The organism is Desulfosporosinus sp. OT, assembly GCF_000224515.1.
Lineage (GTDB): Bacteria > Bacillota > Desulfitobacteriia > Desulfitobacteriales > Desulfitobacteriaceae > Desulfosporosinus.
Genome location: NZ_AGAF01000026.1, coordinates 12,822 through 28,515 on the forward strand (window position 1 = coordinate 12,822; position 15,694 = coordinate 28,515).

Genomic DNA, 15,694 nt, shown 5'->3' on the forward strand with positions numbered 1-15,694 from the left:
GCAAAAGATTTCTCAACAGTTGTTCTATTGCCAATTGGTTACAGTCTACCCGTAAGTCTCTCTCCAAGTCATAATTAGCGTGACTTGATTTTGCTCTGCTAATTCCCCGTATTCACTATTTACACTTTGCAGTAAGGGTCCCAAGGGAATTGCTTGTTCTATCTCCATTTTCAATCCACTGTAATTATTTATGTGAGCGCAGTTTCAGCTTACATCATTCCTATAAAAGCATTTAATAGTATTGAAGAAAAAAACAGCTTCATTAACTTAGCAAAGACCTATGTCTAAAAAAATAGTAAAAAGAATTTTATTGTAAGGCTTAGCAAGACGCATCTATCACATAGAATGGGTTTTCCAGCACATGCTTTGGGGCGTCAATTTATATTTTTGTCAGGGTAATAAATATTGAGCTTTTCCAGGTTCGTTAAACTCCGAACTATAGAAATTGGTAACTGCGTAGGTACAGAAAGGTATTACCGGATGATGGAGTTTGATCCTAAATATGTACCCAAATGCAACATTGTGAGTGTTTGAAGCCTGAATCAAAAAATGCTTTCCTGAACAAAAGACCTTTAGGCATCAGCATGGAATATGTAGCTACTTGCTCCATCATCGGATATTTCATATGGAGGATCAATTAGAATAAAAATAACGAATATGATCATTTCATTAAATACTAGGTATTTGGGTTGGTGAACATGAAAGTGCAAAACTCTGGCTCGGGGTATATAAGATCGACAGAGAAAAAGCCAGTGATAAAAATCATTTACTGCTCGTATTCGTTGTTGTCTCACCTTTTCCGTTGGGATTTCCCCTAAGTTTGGTCTTGATTCCTAGCCACAGGATGAGTCCTACTATGATACAGGAAATTTTAAAAATCAACAGAAGAACCCTTCCTCTTCTTCAAGAAAGTAAATCCCCTGATACCCCATCGAACAAGCCAAATCAACTGCTTCATGGCCGGGTACTGCATCGTCCTTACAACGTCCTTCAAGTACCTCCTAATCTCTAGATGCTGCGGGCAAACTTTTTCACACTTCCCACATCCGATACATAGCGAGGCATAGGCAGGTACACCGCCGACTAAACCACTTGTCATGAGAAAATAATGAATTTTGGTCCGTTTGGTATGAAAAAGATGCTTATCATTATAAATACCCAGACAGTTGGGAATATCGACGCCTGCCGGGCAGGGCATACAGTATCTGCAGCCTGTGCAGCCTATCTTTAGCAGTTTTTGATAAACCTCCTTAACCCTGTCCACGATAGCCAATTCTTCCTTTGGCAAAGAGTTTGAATAAGCCCCCCCTGCTATTTGGATATTTTCACTGATATGTGCTTCTTCGTTCATCCCTGACAAGAGCATCGTTACCTCAGGATGGTCCCAAACCCAGCGCAGTGCCCATTCAGCAGGTGTCCTTTGTGTTTTGGCCCTATGCCAGATATTTTCGACCTCTGCAGGTATCCTGCCCACTAATCTTCCCCCCCGAAGCGGTTCCATGACCACGACTCCCAGGCCTTTTGAAGCCGCGTACTTAAGGCCTTCAGTCCCTGCCTGATAATATTCGTCAAGATAATTGTACTGGATTTGGCACATGTCCCAGTCATAGTCATCGACAATCAGCTTGAAATTTTCCCTGTCACCGTGAAATGAAAAACCTGTATGAATAATCTTGCCGTCCCTCTTAGCCTTCTGCAGAAAATCCAGAATACCAAGGCTTTTCATCGTTTCCCAGGAAGCAAAATCCGTAAGCATATGCAGGAGATAATAGTCAATCCGATCTGTCTTAAGTCTTTTCAACTGAGTTTCCAGAACCTCTTCCATCCCTCTCCTGGACTGGATCATATAAGTTGGCAGCTTGGTGGCGATTTTTACTTTATTCCTTATCTCCTTTGCAAGAACTTCACCCAGAAAGCTTTCACTTTTCCCGCCATGATAGACATACGCCGTATCCAAATAATTAACGCCACTGTCTATCGCCTGAAGCAGCTGCCTCTCAGTTCGCTGGACATCGATTCTCCCGTTAATTTCCTGAAAACGCATGCAGCCAAAACCAAGAATTGAAACCTTGTCACCTGTTTTACCCATTTCTCTATAAAGCATACTTTTTTTCCTGTCCTCCCATCACCCTTTGCATCGTCCGCTTGACACGAATGTTTTGCTAAAATACCCATAAACTAATGACTGCTGCCGGAATCAACAGATATAAGGACTTGACGAGCAGTCCATTTTTATTGCACTTCAAAGGGGCAACCATCAAAACGGAAAAGGCGATAAAAAATAGTAACATAACAGCGTGAAAATGCAGTGGATCGAATAGTTCCAGCAAGGAAACGATCATCAAAAAGCAGCTCGCTGCAAGGGTAGTAGGAATGCCTGAAAAGAACTTTTGCCCGTTAATTTCTTCCATCCCATCCAGATTGAAATGGGCCAGCCTGCTTACACCCGAAAGGATATAGGCGATCAGAATCAGAACCGACACTACAGAGTTCAACCCCATGAAATATGCGATAATCACTGGCACGATGCAAAAATTGAAAAAATCCGCCAAACTGTCTAGTTCTTTACCAAAGTCTGTTTCCATCCCGAATTTCCGGGCGGCAATCCCATCAAGTCGGTCCAGTAATAGGGTGAATGCGTAGAGGGTTAAGGCAATCTTAAGCTCTTGCTTGAATATTAGCGTCAAGGTGATAAAGCCAATAGCCAGAGAGCATCCGGTCATGGCATTGGGGATATTCAGATACTTCAGATACACGAATTTTTTATTCAAAGGCCAACCGCTCCTTTTTCTTTGAAAGATTTATTTTTGACGGTAATTAGATACAAAGTCAACAAGGACAGAACAAAAATACCTAATATCATACCTAGCATTAACTTACTGAAATCCAGTGCTTGAGTTTTTACTAACAGCGATACCTGAAGCGTTAGTAGGTAGCCCGCCAACGAGGCATAGTTGGGCAGGTTGTTGTAAACCGAGATTAATCCCGTATTTTCAAAAGCGCTGCTGGCATAATTTCGGGTACAGAAAAGGAATATACCGTAGGAAATCCCGGCAAAGGAACACAAGCAGAGAAGAACGGAAAAGGAGCTGGAAATCTTCAGGTAAAAGACCAGCGTCATCAATATCAACACCAAAATAGCAATACCGTTTGGTCTAGCAGAAAATTCCTGATAGGCCTTAGTGTTGTTTTTCATCTTGATTTGAGGCTTTGCTAAAACACCGAACATTAATACAGTGATCACAGCAAAGGCACTGATCACTCCAATAATAGCTCCGCCTTTTGCTGCTGGGTTGCTAAAGTGATAGTAGTCTTTCAGAATATAGATCATCATGGAAATCAGCATGGTTACTGCAGTTAAGATTAATGCCGAATAGGCAACAAATAACTGATGATAAAGATTAAGCTTTCCTTTCGGAAACGACCGGACGTTCTCTCTATAATTAGGACTGATTTTTGTTACATCTGTAATAATAAAAATTGTACTCAATGTGGCAATCACCCATATTAAGACAATACTCTGTGTTATGTTGGTAGTGAAGAATGAAAAATAAAGCGGTGCAACCATGATACCCAGCAGTTGAAAAAAAAGATTGGACTGGACATGGATTTTCAACTGTTCCCTGTCTGACCCTGCTACAAAAAGGCGGTCAATACAGTTATAGAATAAATTCGAAATAAATTTCATCAGTATAAAGCAGGCAAAATAGAGACTTAAACTTTTCACCCAAAAAAGTCCGGAAAAAGTTGCTGCCATCGTAAAAATACAGCAAATAGTCAGCAGGTTTCTTCGGCGCGCAGAAGCGATCATAAAGAAATAGAACTTATTGTTCTGGGAGGTAAGAATTCCCGCTATGGAAGCCAAAGTTCCCAACAGAAAAAATAAGCTCAGGAAGGTATTCTTATGTTCCGGGTAATTGGACATAAAATAAACTTGAGGTAACACACTTAATGTCGCTGTCCAAATAAACGAAGTAAAGAAGTAGATGGTATTTCTTTTGTACATTAATGCACTCTTCACGTTGTAAGCAGGCCTCCCTCTATTTCATGCAGTATAAAAACATGAACAACAGCGGTGAGACTGTTAAAGAGCTGTCAAATCTGTCAAGAATACCGCCATGACCTGGCAGTAAGTTGCTGAAGTCCTTTATTTTCACACTTCGTTTAATCTTGGAAAACAATAAATCTCCGGCATTCCCAAATATAAAAATGGAAGTGAGCAGAATGAAGTTCTGTAATAGTGAAGTTCCGGCTAAAACAGGGATGATGGTATGGAACAAAATGAGGCCTGCAAGTAACCCTCCCAAGCCTCCAATATAACCTTCAAGCGTTTTCTTGGGGCTCAGAATTTTAAATATCCGGATTTTACCGAATCTTCTACCGACGAAATATCCTGTCACATCGTTGAAGGCCAGCATAGCGATAAGGAAAAAGATTGCGTCAGGATTCAATGAGTATAAGGCTACCAAGCTTGCGGCGGAAATGGCAAGGGACATTACACCCCAAAAATACACGTAGAAAGGATTTCTGATCATGTTCAGCGTTCCCGCGAAGGTCAAACCCACCAACAGAAGAAATGCTGGAATGAAATAGATCAGATACGACTCAAAATAGAGCATTAACAAGTAGCATCCTGCTACGATCACGGCAAAGGGTATCGGGTACTTTAACTTGTAGCTCTTCGCCAATTCATCGATGCTTAGGAGGAGGATAAGGGACACCAAGACGAAAATGGCATAATCGCCCAGGATGTAAGCAAGAGAAAAAACATTTAAAATACCAAAAAATGAGGCCACTCGTAAGACTGTCTCCCTGCTTTTCTTCACATAGGCCATTGCGAAAACGATGATGATCACACCTAAAAAAAAGAGATAGACCCGAAGAATCATTTTTATATACCCCCAGAAATTAGTTCTTATAATCAACAGCAGTAGAAGGGTATTTTTTTCGTTTGATCATATCCGTAAATGCTTCCAACCTGGTTTGAAAACCTGCCTGGCCCGTATGCTCATCCATACAGATACTTAAAATGGGAATCCCCCAATCCGAGCTGACCTTAGGCGCGATTGAACCCGCAACGACTTCCGGCATGCAGGAAAAAGGATAGAGGTGGATAACCCCATCGTATCCCTTTTGCTTAAAGACAATCGCTTCACCGATGGATTCTCGGGCGTGCCCGCCAATTGGCCTCGTGATATACTTTTTGGCTAATTTATAGACTTTGTTATTATGAGTTGGCAGATAGTTGTCCAGGAATCTTTTTTGCTTCAAAGACCCGACAAAGAATTCGGAAAATCTTAAGGAATGCTTAAGAAAAACACCGTTATTCCCGAGAAATTCCTCCATATTCAGCGTGGAAAATTGATCAATCAGCAGAAAAAACTCCCCGACCAAACCAAGTTTGATGACATTTCTCTTCGTGTCAATGGAGATGGAATCAAAGCCCTTGATAATTTCTTGCTTGAGCGCTTTCAACCTGGAAGACTCGGAGGTTTGCTCTAATTCTCGGAGAAATCTCTGTTTCATTCTGGTGCAATCGCCTTTGTTGATTTCATAGGGTCGAAGTTCCAACGACCTTTCTCTGATCAACTCAAAGATGATCAGTTTTTGCCAGAAGTCCCTGATGGTCTTCATAAATTGGCGAAGCGTCAGCGTCGGATGATGTTTTCTGACATTCACCCAAAATTCTTTTTTGACTTTGACTGCTAATAATTCCACCTGATAGCCATTGTCGGCTAAAATTTTCTGATACATTTCGCTATAATAGGCCAGTCTGCAAATTCCGGTTTTTCCGCCGATCATCCCAACCACATTGGCCCCCTTTTCAATCCCTTCGATTAAATTGCCCAAGGTGATCTTAAAGGGCAGGCAAGCCTGGGCCGGAGAATATTTGATCCCGATATCTAGGGTTTTCTGGCTGGTCGGTGGAGGTACTACAACTTCATAGCCTAGGTTAGATAACAAGTCCTTAAACACAACATAATACTCTCCGGCATGAGGAAAGGTAATTTTAACCTGCATTTCTGTTTTTCCCCTCTTTTCGAATCATCATATCTGAAAATGCTTCAATTCTGGTCATCAAACCAGCTTCTCCTGAATGTTCATCCAACGTCAGGCTTAAATATGGTTTTTGGTCACAAATATGATCTTTGAAAATTTCTTCAAGAAAAGCATCAATGCCGCAACCAAAAAACGTGATAAAGATGATACCCTGGATGTTCTTGTCCTGCAGCATGCTTTGAACCGCATATAGAATGTTCCGGCCAAAATCCCAATGTGGCTTTCTCCTGTTAAAATAAACCGGGCAATTTGTTTGCGCCCCTGATCTTGGATATTGTTCGGAAGTAACGAGATCAAACCCGTATTCCCGCAGTCGATTCAAGATCCCCATATTGAGAAGGGGATCTTGCAGAGCATATGGATGCCCAACAACTCCAATCAAACCATTATTCCCCTGATTCTGGCCATCGCCAACAACCTTTTCTGCTGCAGGGATTTCCGGAGATAATCCTTTTCTATTTTGATCAAAATAGGTTACCGCCCTGAAAATTCTGAAGGGATTCCAACTCAATTGCCTTGCCAATAAGAGCATATTAAACCTAGTAAAATTCGATCTTCCCAGGTCAATCTCTGCCGTTATCAAGTTAAACTCCTGACGAATGGTATTTTTGATCAGCTGAGGCAAGCCGATTACTTTTGGACAACAATACGTCCCCTCCTCCAAACTGGTATACTGAGGAATAAATATTGTGGTCGTTTTTTTCAATAAAGCGATGACATGCCCGTAATATACTTTTACCGGAAAGCATTGGTCACTCCCCACAAACTGATTCCCCGCTTCAAAGGTTTCTACCGAAGAGTCCTCAGAATATTCAACCCGATAGCCAAGAATCTCGAAAAACGCTTCCCAGGAGAAATTGTCCAAATAGTAACTTAACCCCCGAGGAATACCGATGACTTTAGAAGCCAACAATTGATTATTTTTGCCATTTCCCACATCTGTCTCCCCACTTTGCTACAATCTCACCCGCAACAGTTACTTCCGTAAGTTCACAGGCGTTGGAACAATCCCGGCAGTCCACTCTTTTTAGTCGATGGTTTTTCTGCATAATATCGAACCCTTTGAAAATGGTTGGTTTATTTGTTTCGTGAATTGCTTCTTTCGCTAAAATACCACTTCCCAAGGCACCCATGACATTAAAATGCTCGGGAATGACAAGCTGAACCCCCAATTCCTTTTCAAAGGCATTTTTAATCCCTTTATTGAAGGCTACTCCACCCTGGAAAAGTATCGGCTCTTGAATACTTTTACCTTTCGCTACATTGTTTAGATAATTCCTTGCTAAGGCCTCGCAAAGCCCAGCAACAATTTGCTCTTTCGTTGCCCCCTCCTGTTGTTTATGTACCATATCCGTTTCCGCAAATACCGTACATCGCCCCGCAATGCGGACGGGCTCATCCGCTCTTAAGGCAAACTCGCCAAACTCTTCAATCGGAATGTTTAAACGGAAAGCTTGCTGATCCAGAAATGAACCCGTTCCAGCGGCACAGATCGTATTCATGGCAAAATCTACGACAACACCCTCTCGAAGAATAATCATTTTTGAATCCTGTCCACCAATTTCAATCACTGTTTTCACGTTTGGACAAACATCAATTGCCGCTACAGCGTGGGCAGTAATTTCATTTTTGATGGAGTCTGCACCGATAATATTGCCAATTAATACCCGCGCGCTTCCGGTTACGCCCACTCCCAGAATATCCTCTGAGCTGTAACCCTTGTCTTTTAGAATTTTAAAACCATCCTTTAGACTCTCCAAAGGCTGTCCGTTCGTTCTTATGTATAATGCCTCAGAGAGTTTTTTATTGTCCTTACTGTCCATTAAAACGATGTTCGTACTCACAGAGCCCACATCCACTCCGATGTAATATTGGTTCAAATCACTGTCCTCCCCAGATGATTAGAGCTAATAGTTATATTCCTGATTGGTCAACTGACCGATCTGCGTCATGATTAAGCGCGTAATGCTCTCGATTTCATTTTCTGCTAGTTTTTTTCCATAGTATTGATCAAGATAGATCGGCTCCCCGATGTCAATCACTAACTTATTGATTCTGGGTAACTTTTTACCCTTGGGCAGAATATTGTAAAATCCGTTTAATCCCACTGGAACAACCGGAACCTTATTCATTAGCGCCAGACGCGTTATCCCCGGCTGCCCTTTAATCAACCTTCCATCCTCTGAACGTGTTCCTTCCGGAAATATCCCCAAGATATTCCCTTCTTTTAAGATTTTCCTCACTTGAACAAAAAACGCTTTGTTCACCTTTTCCTGGTCGACACAAATAACATTGGCATACTCCATGAAATGTTTAAATAGGCGGTGCTCAAATAGTCTTTTCTTGCCAATGAAGACGATTCTTTTCTTCTTTTTTTTGTTAAAGAAGGGATAAATGATAAACCAGTCCAGATAGCTTACATGGTTAAAAGCCATGATACAAGGCTCATTCGGCAAATTATCATAGTTTCTCAATTCCGATTTACATAACAAAAGAAAAGGCCGAATAAAACACCATACAAAATATTCGCATAAAAACCATTTTGTTTTCCTAATTATATTACTCATTTTGTCTCCAATCATTTCTGCGTGCAGCATTCGGGTTTCAACCCACTTACATCCTCAATATCCACTTTTACGAATACTTAATTGGATAACAAATATCCATTCTCCCTTATGAATTATTTTCGTGCCAGCTGAAAAACCTCGCTGAGCGACATTTCTACTTCATCTCCCCATAAGACCAAGCTGCCGTCAGTGGTAACCTTCTGAAAAAATTCCCTGTCTGCCAGCATTTTGAATCGCACTGTACCAAGCCTGTTTTTCATATTCAAGCTTACACTGCTGCCATTATCCAGCATGACCTCCATCATGTAGTCCTCTTTTGGAATGACCGCTTTGATTCGTACCACTTTCTCACCTCCTCAAAAACTAAAAAACCACCATACAAGTCATTGTATAGTGGTTTTTTTTTAGTTACACCACCCACCGGGTGGTCTTCCGTCGCTTTTCGAAAATTACAAGGAGGTAAAATGCTGCTCCAACAATGCCCTGTTATTGATCGATAACTTGCCGTAAACGCTCTTTAAGGCCGTTTTCACCGTATTAGCCGTGATGAACAACCGTTCTCCGATTTCCTTGTTGGTCAGCCCCTTTACGGCGAGCTGCACAATCTCCATTTCCCGCTCTGTCAGCGCAGGCCTGTTCTCCTGAAAGTGTTCCCTCATGATTTGCAGTATAGAAGTCTGGTAACTATTCGAAATGTCCAATATCCTTCCAATATCTTCACGAAAACTACCTTTCCTATCTAGTTCCTCCAACAGAGGCTTAATGAAATCACAGTTTTCCACAAAAGGCAAATAAACCTCGTCCACTACAGCAAGATCCATCGCTTTCTTGAGCGCCTCGAGTGCATCAGTACGCCGGAAAATCTTCTCATTGGCTGCTGAAATATAGATGTATGCGTAAATCTGTCCCAGCAAGTTTGGAAAAACCGATGCCTCACCGAGAAATTCCTCCGAAGCGCCCAAAATCTTTAGATATTCGCCATCAACCAGAAGAACCCTCCCATAAACGATATTCAGTAATACCTTGACGGGAAAATACAGCCTGCTTGAATCCAAATCCCTCTCCTTAATCCATAAGGGAATACGTTCAACCCGCTTCAGACAGGCATGAACAAATGCATCGCAAAGCTCTATGGTGTGCATCAGGTTATACCATCTTTTTCGGTTCAGTTCTTCATGCATTTTCTGGAGAATATAAAGCGTATTGGAATAATCCCCTTTGATAATGGCCAGTCTCGCCTGAAGAAACATTGCACAAAACACAATATCTCCCTGACTATAGCGATTAGCAGCATACAAAGCCTTTTGCACCTCAATCTCTGCGCTCTCAAAATCTCCGCAGTTAAAATGCCGCTCCGCCCCCATCACAAATTCACTACCTGTTCCATGCCCGTTTGTAAGCCGGCTATATACTGGCATGGCTTCCTTCAGGGTTTTCACATCGTCACTCAGCGTTCCCCGTTCCCTGTAAAACATATAAAGGACTGATGGTGAGCCAAAGGTCCAACTGCTTTTGGTATCCATAAACTTAGCCGGGTGGTTTAATAATTCTGCAGCTCTTTTTATGTGTTCGTACATTTTTTGTAGGTTGTTGTATTCTGTGAAAGATAAAAGCAGTTCAAACTCGCCCATCAAGTCGTCAAGGCTCTCTGCCTCAAGATGTTCATTGCCCTGGACTGTTTCGGCATACCCTCCGCATACCTGTTGGAAACGTTCCATTTCATTAAACGAAAAAAGACAAAGCGCATAGATCAGTACTGCCGTTGGATGCCTGTAAAACACCACCTTCGGGCAGTCTTCAAAGTATCGGACGAAGGCCTCGCGCTGTTCGTTGTGAATACTGTGGCCCTGGTCCGCTTCCACCGCTAAAAGCAGGCTTTCAAATTCTTCTGCCCTATAGAAATTTTCCATCGCCTCTACATAGTCGCCATTTCCCATAGAAAACTCTGCCATCCTTCGGTACAGTTGCCTCTTAAAGCCAGTTTCTCTGCCTTCAAGCAAGTGCCGCAGATATCTGGTGAATATTTTGTGCATATGATAGGTTTTTAACCCTTCGTCATATTTGATAAAAGCGTTATTGGCAATAACCTCTGACAGAAGCGTTTCTGAATTTTCATTGTTGCTTACATATACCGCCTGCTCAAGGCTGAAGCTGTCCAGGAGGCAGAGCGACTGCAGAAGCTCCTTAATTTCTTCCGGGAAATGCCGATATATTGTATTTTCAAGCAGCTTATTAATATCCTGTAAGGTTTCCAGAATTCCATTTTCTATATAGTTAAGCATAATAAGGTAGAGGGCACTAATCCATCCCTCTGTAAGCGCATACAGCCTTTCTGCTTCATTCTTTTTTAAGAAAATACCACAAAGACGGTAATACGCTTTGATATCTTTATCAGAAAACTCGAAAACTTCTTTTTCGATATGCAGCAGATATCCCTTCAATATCAATTCCTCTGTTCTTTGTAACCCAGTATGACGGGCAGTAAGAACCAGATGCAAGTCCGTAATTTCGTTCATCACAAGAAATTCTATGAAGCCGTTTAGCTCAGGACATTCCACAATATGATAATCATCAATGACCAGCACCGCTTTGTTTTTAAGCTCCATATCCTCAATGAGGTTCAGAGCTTCCTGCCTGGATGTGCTGTCACTGGGAAAGCCCAGTGCTGCAAGGCTTAGTGATCGGTTGTAATCCACCTCACCCAGTTGTCGACAAAACACGTTCCATAAACTGCTTAAGGAACTGTCATGAACTCTCAGCCACATTAAATTTACATTGTCACTGCGCAGCAGCTCCCTCACAGCAGTTGTTTTTCCATAGCCCATGGGGGCTTCGACAATTGTAAGCGGATAGTTGATTGCTTCCTTTATGGCATCCGTTATCCGCTTGGGGAAATAGAGATTTCTTGTTATGTTCTTTTTAGGTTTTTGGATCATTGATTCCCCAACTTTCAGTTTCTAACAAATCAAGCTTATATCCGCTAAAATCCTCTATAAATTACCAGCCTGTTTATGGTCTAAATATTCTACATATTTCTTTTTTCTCCTCCAAAAGATAGTAAAAACAAGTTCCTGTCATATCATAAACTTTTTCCCCACTGCCCGTAATGCTGACGATTTCAGCGGGGTACCCTTGCCGTCCATTTTGTTATTTAATAAAACATTGCAATAGGGGAATAATTCGTTGCGTCGTTCCCGATACTAATTTATGAGTGTAAAAATATAAAAAAACAAGGTGATGATGCCCTATGACGACTACAAATATACCCAATAGATTAGCCGAGGAAAAAAGTCCGTATTTGCTTCAACACGCTAACAATCCCGTGAACTGGTTTCCTTGGGGTGAAGACGCTTTCAATACTGCAAAGGCAGAGAACAAGCCGATTTTCCTTTCTATTGGGTATTCGTAGTTGGTGCAAGTAACCGACTTGCCACTGGTGGCACTCTAATTACTAGAATAAAATTAGAAGAAACGAACGGGTTCAGCGTAGAAATGCTGATCCAGTTCGTTTCTTATTTATATTCCATTCCTTATCATAGACCCTCGTATCAACTCAACCAGGCTTGGCTTTAAGCTTCAGAAACATATGAAGAAATGATAGCCAATGCCCTGTTACATTGGCGAAAAAGTTGATTGCCAATCTCAACTGATCGTGCTAATACCGATTTTGATGATAGCTGGCAATTTCTTCACTATTCACTAAATTATCACCCTAACAAACATTAATTGGCTTTGAAACAGATTCGTTATTAATGTTAATTATTCACAACAAGCTAAATCTTAAATAAATCTTTCCGGATCTAATGGATATTTAGCATAATACCTGGCAGATCTCATGTATGCATAAATGTTATCAATTGGAGTTTTAACCGGTAAGTCACAGCCAGTCGTTAATGTATATCCCCTTGGGCTATCCCAAGCTTTCCTGAAACATTCCTTTATTGCAAAATCGATAGTTTTTTCATCACCAAGATATACCACTTCAACTAGTGGGACATTTCCTGCCAAAGAAACCAAATGGCCTATTTTTTCTTTAGCAACTGCCATGTCTACTAAATTATCAAGTCCAATAGCATCTACCCCCGTTTTGGGCATGCTTTCCAATAGTTTTGTTGTATTTCCACAAACATGATAACCAAAACAAATATCTTTATATGATTTGCAAGCATCAACTATTTTCTTGGTATATGGCAAAACAAAAGTATCATATCGTGATTTGTTAATTACCGAACCAGATGCCATGGGATCAGCTAAACCTATCTGGAGATTAGCATCAAGAAAGATTTTAGCAATATTGATAATCGCGTCAGAACAGAATTCCAATAGCCTATGGACATTTTCCGGATTTGTTAAAAAACCCTTTAATAGCGTTGCTGTTCCGACTAAACTGGAAGCTGCTGTTAATGGCCCGGGGAGACTGGTTCCAACACTGATCTCATCTCCTAATTCATCTTTGATAATTTCATGTGCTTCAACTACCATTTGGGCAATCTTGTCTTTCTTGAAGCTGACTTTTTCTAAATCCAGTACAGATAAATCATTTAAATCTTTGACAGGGTGGACCAAAATTGATGGTGCCCCTTCATTCGGTTCACTCATTTCGGCACCCATAGAGATTGCTAAAGCATGTAAGCTATATATTAAGTTCAAATCATCAAAGCCAAATAATTCATAAGCTTTCATTTGATTGTTTGCTCTGTTTTTTGCGTTAGAATAAGCTTCTTTATAAGACATATTTATAAGTTGTCCAGCTGGGCCAAGACAAATGAGACTTACAGGCATTCTGTCCACATCCTTGCCCTGAGCGAGCGCTATTGACCTTTCCTTTGGGGTCATTAAGTCATCTTTATGCATAATGATCCTTCCTCTCCAGAAAAAGTTAAATATTAAGTGGTTACAGGATAATAGTCCCAATTCCAAATTGAGTTCAATGAATTTCCTCTAATATTCGTTTATAAGAATTGAAAAACGCTCGGTTCATGTATAAGTGAACTCGTTTTTAGCTAAAGCTGAACATTGGGCAACTTCGGTGGGGATTCTACTTCGAAGTGGAAATCGGAACACCCACTTATAGAAGTTCATTGCAAAAGTTGCAAAAGCAAAATTCGCTTTGATAGCAGTGAAAAATCTGTGTAATTGCATTTCTGGCTTCCGTTTGAGAAAAAAGGGATACCCACAATTTCCATAAAGAGGGAAATTGTGGTGGTACGTCCTTTTGATACCTCCTGGAGCCCTTGCAGCCCAAGGGTTTGAGTTTTTTAACTATCCAACTCCAGTCTGATAAAAAGCACAAGACATATCCATCCCAAGTAAATATAACTTGCAATGGATAAGTCTTGTTTGAAATCAAGATAACGCTTTTGATGCATCTGTAAAAGACATATTATCATCTGTCTAATTTAACCGCTGCAATTTTCAAATTGTTTATCATAAAAGAAATCAAGAACTAAAATAATGGAACCATAACCCCTTTATAGTGCTCTTCTAAGAATTTTTTAACTTCAGCACTTTTCATAGCTTCATCAATTTTTTTAGCCGTTTCTGAATTTTCATTACCTTTTGTAGTTACAACAACCATAGTATTTACTTTATCAACTTTGCTGATAAGTGCTTGATCCATGGTATTTCCGGCTTTTACCCACTTTTCGCTACACACACATCCTATATCTAAATCTTTCATTGCATTAACAATACTTGCCTCATCCATTTCGATAATATTTAAATGTTTTGGATTGCTTACAATATCCAAAAGCGTAGGAAGTTCAACACCATCCTTCAGTTTAATGAGACCTAAATCCTGTAACATATGCAAACTTGTACTTCGATTAGTTGGATCGTTTTGAATTCCAACCTTCATTCCATCTTTTACATCATTGATACTTTTTAAATTTATAGAGAAAATACCATAGGAAAGATTATAAAGTCCCGTTCCAATATATGCTAACTTATTACCATTATTTTCGTTATATGCTTTCAAATACGGTATATGTTGGAAAAAATTATAATCAATAGTTCCATCCTCCACAGCTTTATTAGGAGTAATATAATCATTAAACTCTGTAAGTTTAACAGTGTAGCCTTCAGCTTTCAATTTTTCAGCTGCAACGTTAAATACTTCAGTCGCAGTATTACCAGAATTAACTCCAAACTTAATAGTTTTGTTAGTATCTGTACTTGCCGTAGTTTCAGAACTGCCACATCCCACTAATGCAAACATAAAAATGATAGTCACTAAACACCAAACAAATATTGAACTCTTTCTTTTCATAACCATTTCCCCTCACTCTTTTAATGTAATTTAATATGGATATTATTATGTATAAAGCATCAATCTTTACTAATAAAACATACTCCTCCCTACTTTATTGTAAAATATTGATGTCTCAATCATAAAAACACAGAAAATTATACCTTGATATAGACTTATTTTTTCAATTTTTTATATGACAATGTTCCAAACATTTGTACTAACTGCACCACAATAATTAAAACAATAACAGTAGAATACATAATGGTATCATTAAAGTTTTGATAACCATAAGTAATAGCAACGGCACCTAATCCTCCTGCACCAACAACTCCGGCCATAGCTGTACACCCTATAACTGATATGATGGATAATGTTAAACTAGAGACAATTACAGGAAGAGCTTCGACTATCAACACTTTAAAAATTATTTGAGTTCTTGAAGCACCAAACGATTGAGCGGCTTCTACTAAACTAGGATTCACTTCGTCTAAATTAGTTTCAATTAATCTTGCCAAAAAGGGAGCCATAGCAACTGTAAGCGGAACAATAGCAGCTTTCATACCAATTGACGTACCAACAATAGCTCTTGTTACTGGTATAATTGCTACGATAAGAATAATAAATGGAAAGGATCTGATTACATTTATTAGTGCATCTAATAATTTATATATTATTTTATTTGGTTTTAACCCATTTTCTTTTGTTAATGTAAGTATTATTCCTAATAAAAAACCAATAATTGTTGAAAATATAGTTGTAACTATAACCATGAATAATGTTTGTCCCAAACTTGGCATTAATACCATTCTTAATAATT

Annotated in this window: 14 protein-coding genes; 1 reads left to right on the forward strand and 13 read right to left on the reverse strand. The window is 39.9% G+C overall.

Going from position 1 to position 15,694, the window contains the following annotated elements; genetic code table 11:
- Positions 1 to 871: 871 nt before the first annotated feature.
- The 10 genes from DOT_RS02160 to DOT_RS02205 all read right to left on the reverse strand — a co-directional run bounded on the left by DOT_RS02160 (position 872) and on the right by DOT_RS02205 (position 11,563).
- Positions 872 to 2,104, reverse strand: coding sequence for an aldo/keto reductase (locus tag DOT_RS02160; RefSeq protein WP_009613574.1), 1,233 nt, complete (start codon positions 2,102 to 2,104; stop codon positions 872 to 874).
- 58 nt (positions 2,105 to 2,162) lie between these two features.
- Positions 2,163 to 2,771: a CDP-alcohol phosphatidyltransferase family protein gene (locus DOT_RS02165; protein WP_009613576.1), complete on the reverse strand. Its 609-nt coding sequence runs from the start codon at positions 2,769 to 2,771 to the stop codon at positions 2,163 to 2,165.
- Positions 2,768 to 4,021 carry a hypothetical protein gene (locus DOT_RS02170; protein WP_139024096.1) on the reverse strand — a complete coding sequence of 418 codons (1,254 nt, stop codon included), beginning with the start codon at positions 4,019 to 4,021 and terminating at the stop codon, positions 2,768 to 2,770. The genes DOT_RS02165 and DOT_RS02170 overlap by 4 nt, the downstream gene beginning before the upstream one ends.
- Positions 4,022 to 4,040: 19 nt before the next feature.
- A complete protein-coding gene (locus DOT_RS02175) occupies positions 4,041 to 4,889 on the reverse strand; it encodes a phosphatidate cytidylyltransferase (RefSeq protein WP_009613580.1) in 849 nt (282 codons plus the stop codon).
- 19 nt (positions 4,890 to 4,908) lie between these two features.
- Positions 4,909 to 6,021 (reverse strand): acyl-CoA dehydratase activase-related protein, encoded by a 1,113-nt coding sequence (locus DOT_RS02180; protein ID WP_009613582.1) that lies wholly within the window; start codon positions 6,019 to 6,021, stop codon positions 4,909 to 4,911.
- Positions 6,011 to 6,997, reverse strand: coding sequence for an acyl-CoA dehydratase activase-related protein (locus DOT_RS02185; RefSeq protein ID WP_009613584.1), 987 nt, complete (start codon positions 6,995 to 6,997; stop codon positions 6,011 to 6,013). The genes DOT_RS02180 and DOT_RS02185 overlap by 11 nt, the downstream gene beginning before the upstream one ends.
- On the reverse strand, positions 6,978 to 7,940 hold the full coding sequence (locus tag DOT_RS02190; protein ID WP_009613586.1) for an acyl-CoA dehydratase activase: 963 nt from the start codon (positions 7,938 to 7,940) through the stop codon (positions 6,978 to 6,980). Before DOT_RS02190 ends, DOT_RS02185 begins: the two co-directional genes overlap by 20 nt.
- 27 nt (positions 7,941 to 7,967) lie before the next feature.
- Positions 7,968 to 8,657 (reverse strand): lysophospholipid acyltransferase family protein, encoded by a 690-nt coding sequence (locus DOT_RS02195; RefSeq protein WP_009613588.1) that lies wholly within the window; start codon positions 8,655 to 8,657, stop codon positions 7,968 to 7,970.
- Positions 8,658 to 8,740: 83 nt separating this feature from the next.
- A complete protein-coding gene (locus DOT_RS02200; RefSeq protein WP_009613591.1) occupies positions 8,741 to 8,971 on the reverse strand; it encodes a DUF2442 domain-containing protein in 231 nt (76 codons plus the stop codon).
- A gap of 105 nt (positions 8,972 to 9,076) precedes the next feature.
- A complete protein-coding gene (locus tag DOT_RS02205; RefSeq protein ID WP_009613593.1) occupies positions 9,077 to 11,563 on the reverse strand; it encodes a LuxR C-terminal-related transcriptional regulator in 2,487 nt (828 codons plus the stop codon).
- A gap of 311 nt (positions 11,564 to 11,874) precedes the next feature.
- Here DOT_RS02205 and DOT_RS28235 point away from each other — a divergent pair, with 311 nt between their 5' ends.
- Positions 11,875 to 12,036, forward strand: coding sequence for a DUF255 domain-containing protein (locus DOT_RS28235; protein WP_009613595.1), 162 nt, complete (start codon positions 11,875 to 11,877; stop codon positions 12,034 to 12,036).
- A gap of 371 nt (positions 12,037 to 12,407) precedes the next feature.
- On the opposite strand, the gene DOT_RS02215 is transcribed toward DOT_RS28235, so the two are convergent.
- From DOT_RS02215 to DOT_RS02225, 3 genes are all read right to left on the reverse strand, one after another.
- Complete coding sequence (locus tag DOT_RS02215) at positions 12,408 to 13,481, reverse strand: uroporphyrinogen decarboxylase family protein (RefSeq protein ID WP_009613597.1); 1,074 nt, start codon at positions 13,479 to 13,481, stop codon at positions 12,408 to 12,410.
- A 592-nt stretch (positions 13,482 to 14,073) separates the two neighbouring features.
- Positions 14,074 to 14,895: a MetQ/NlpA family ABC transporter substrate-binding protein gene (locus tag DOT_RS02220; RefSeq protein ID WP_009613599.1), complete on the reverse strand. Its 822-nt coding sequence runs from the start codon at positions 14,893 to 14,895 to the stop codon at positions 14,074 to 14,076.
- Between the two features lie 155 nt (positions 14,896 to 15,050).
- Positions 15,051 to 15,683, reverse strand: coding sequence for a methionine ABC transporter permease (locus DOT_RS02225; RefSeq protein WP_040411020.1), 633 nt, complete (start codon positions 15,681 to 15,683; stop codon positions 15,051 to 15,053).
- Positions 15,684 to 15,694 lie beyond the last annotated feature (11 nt).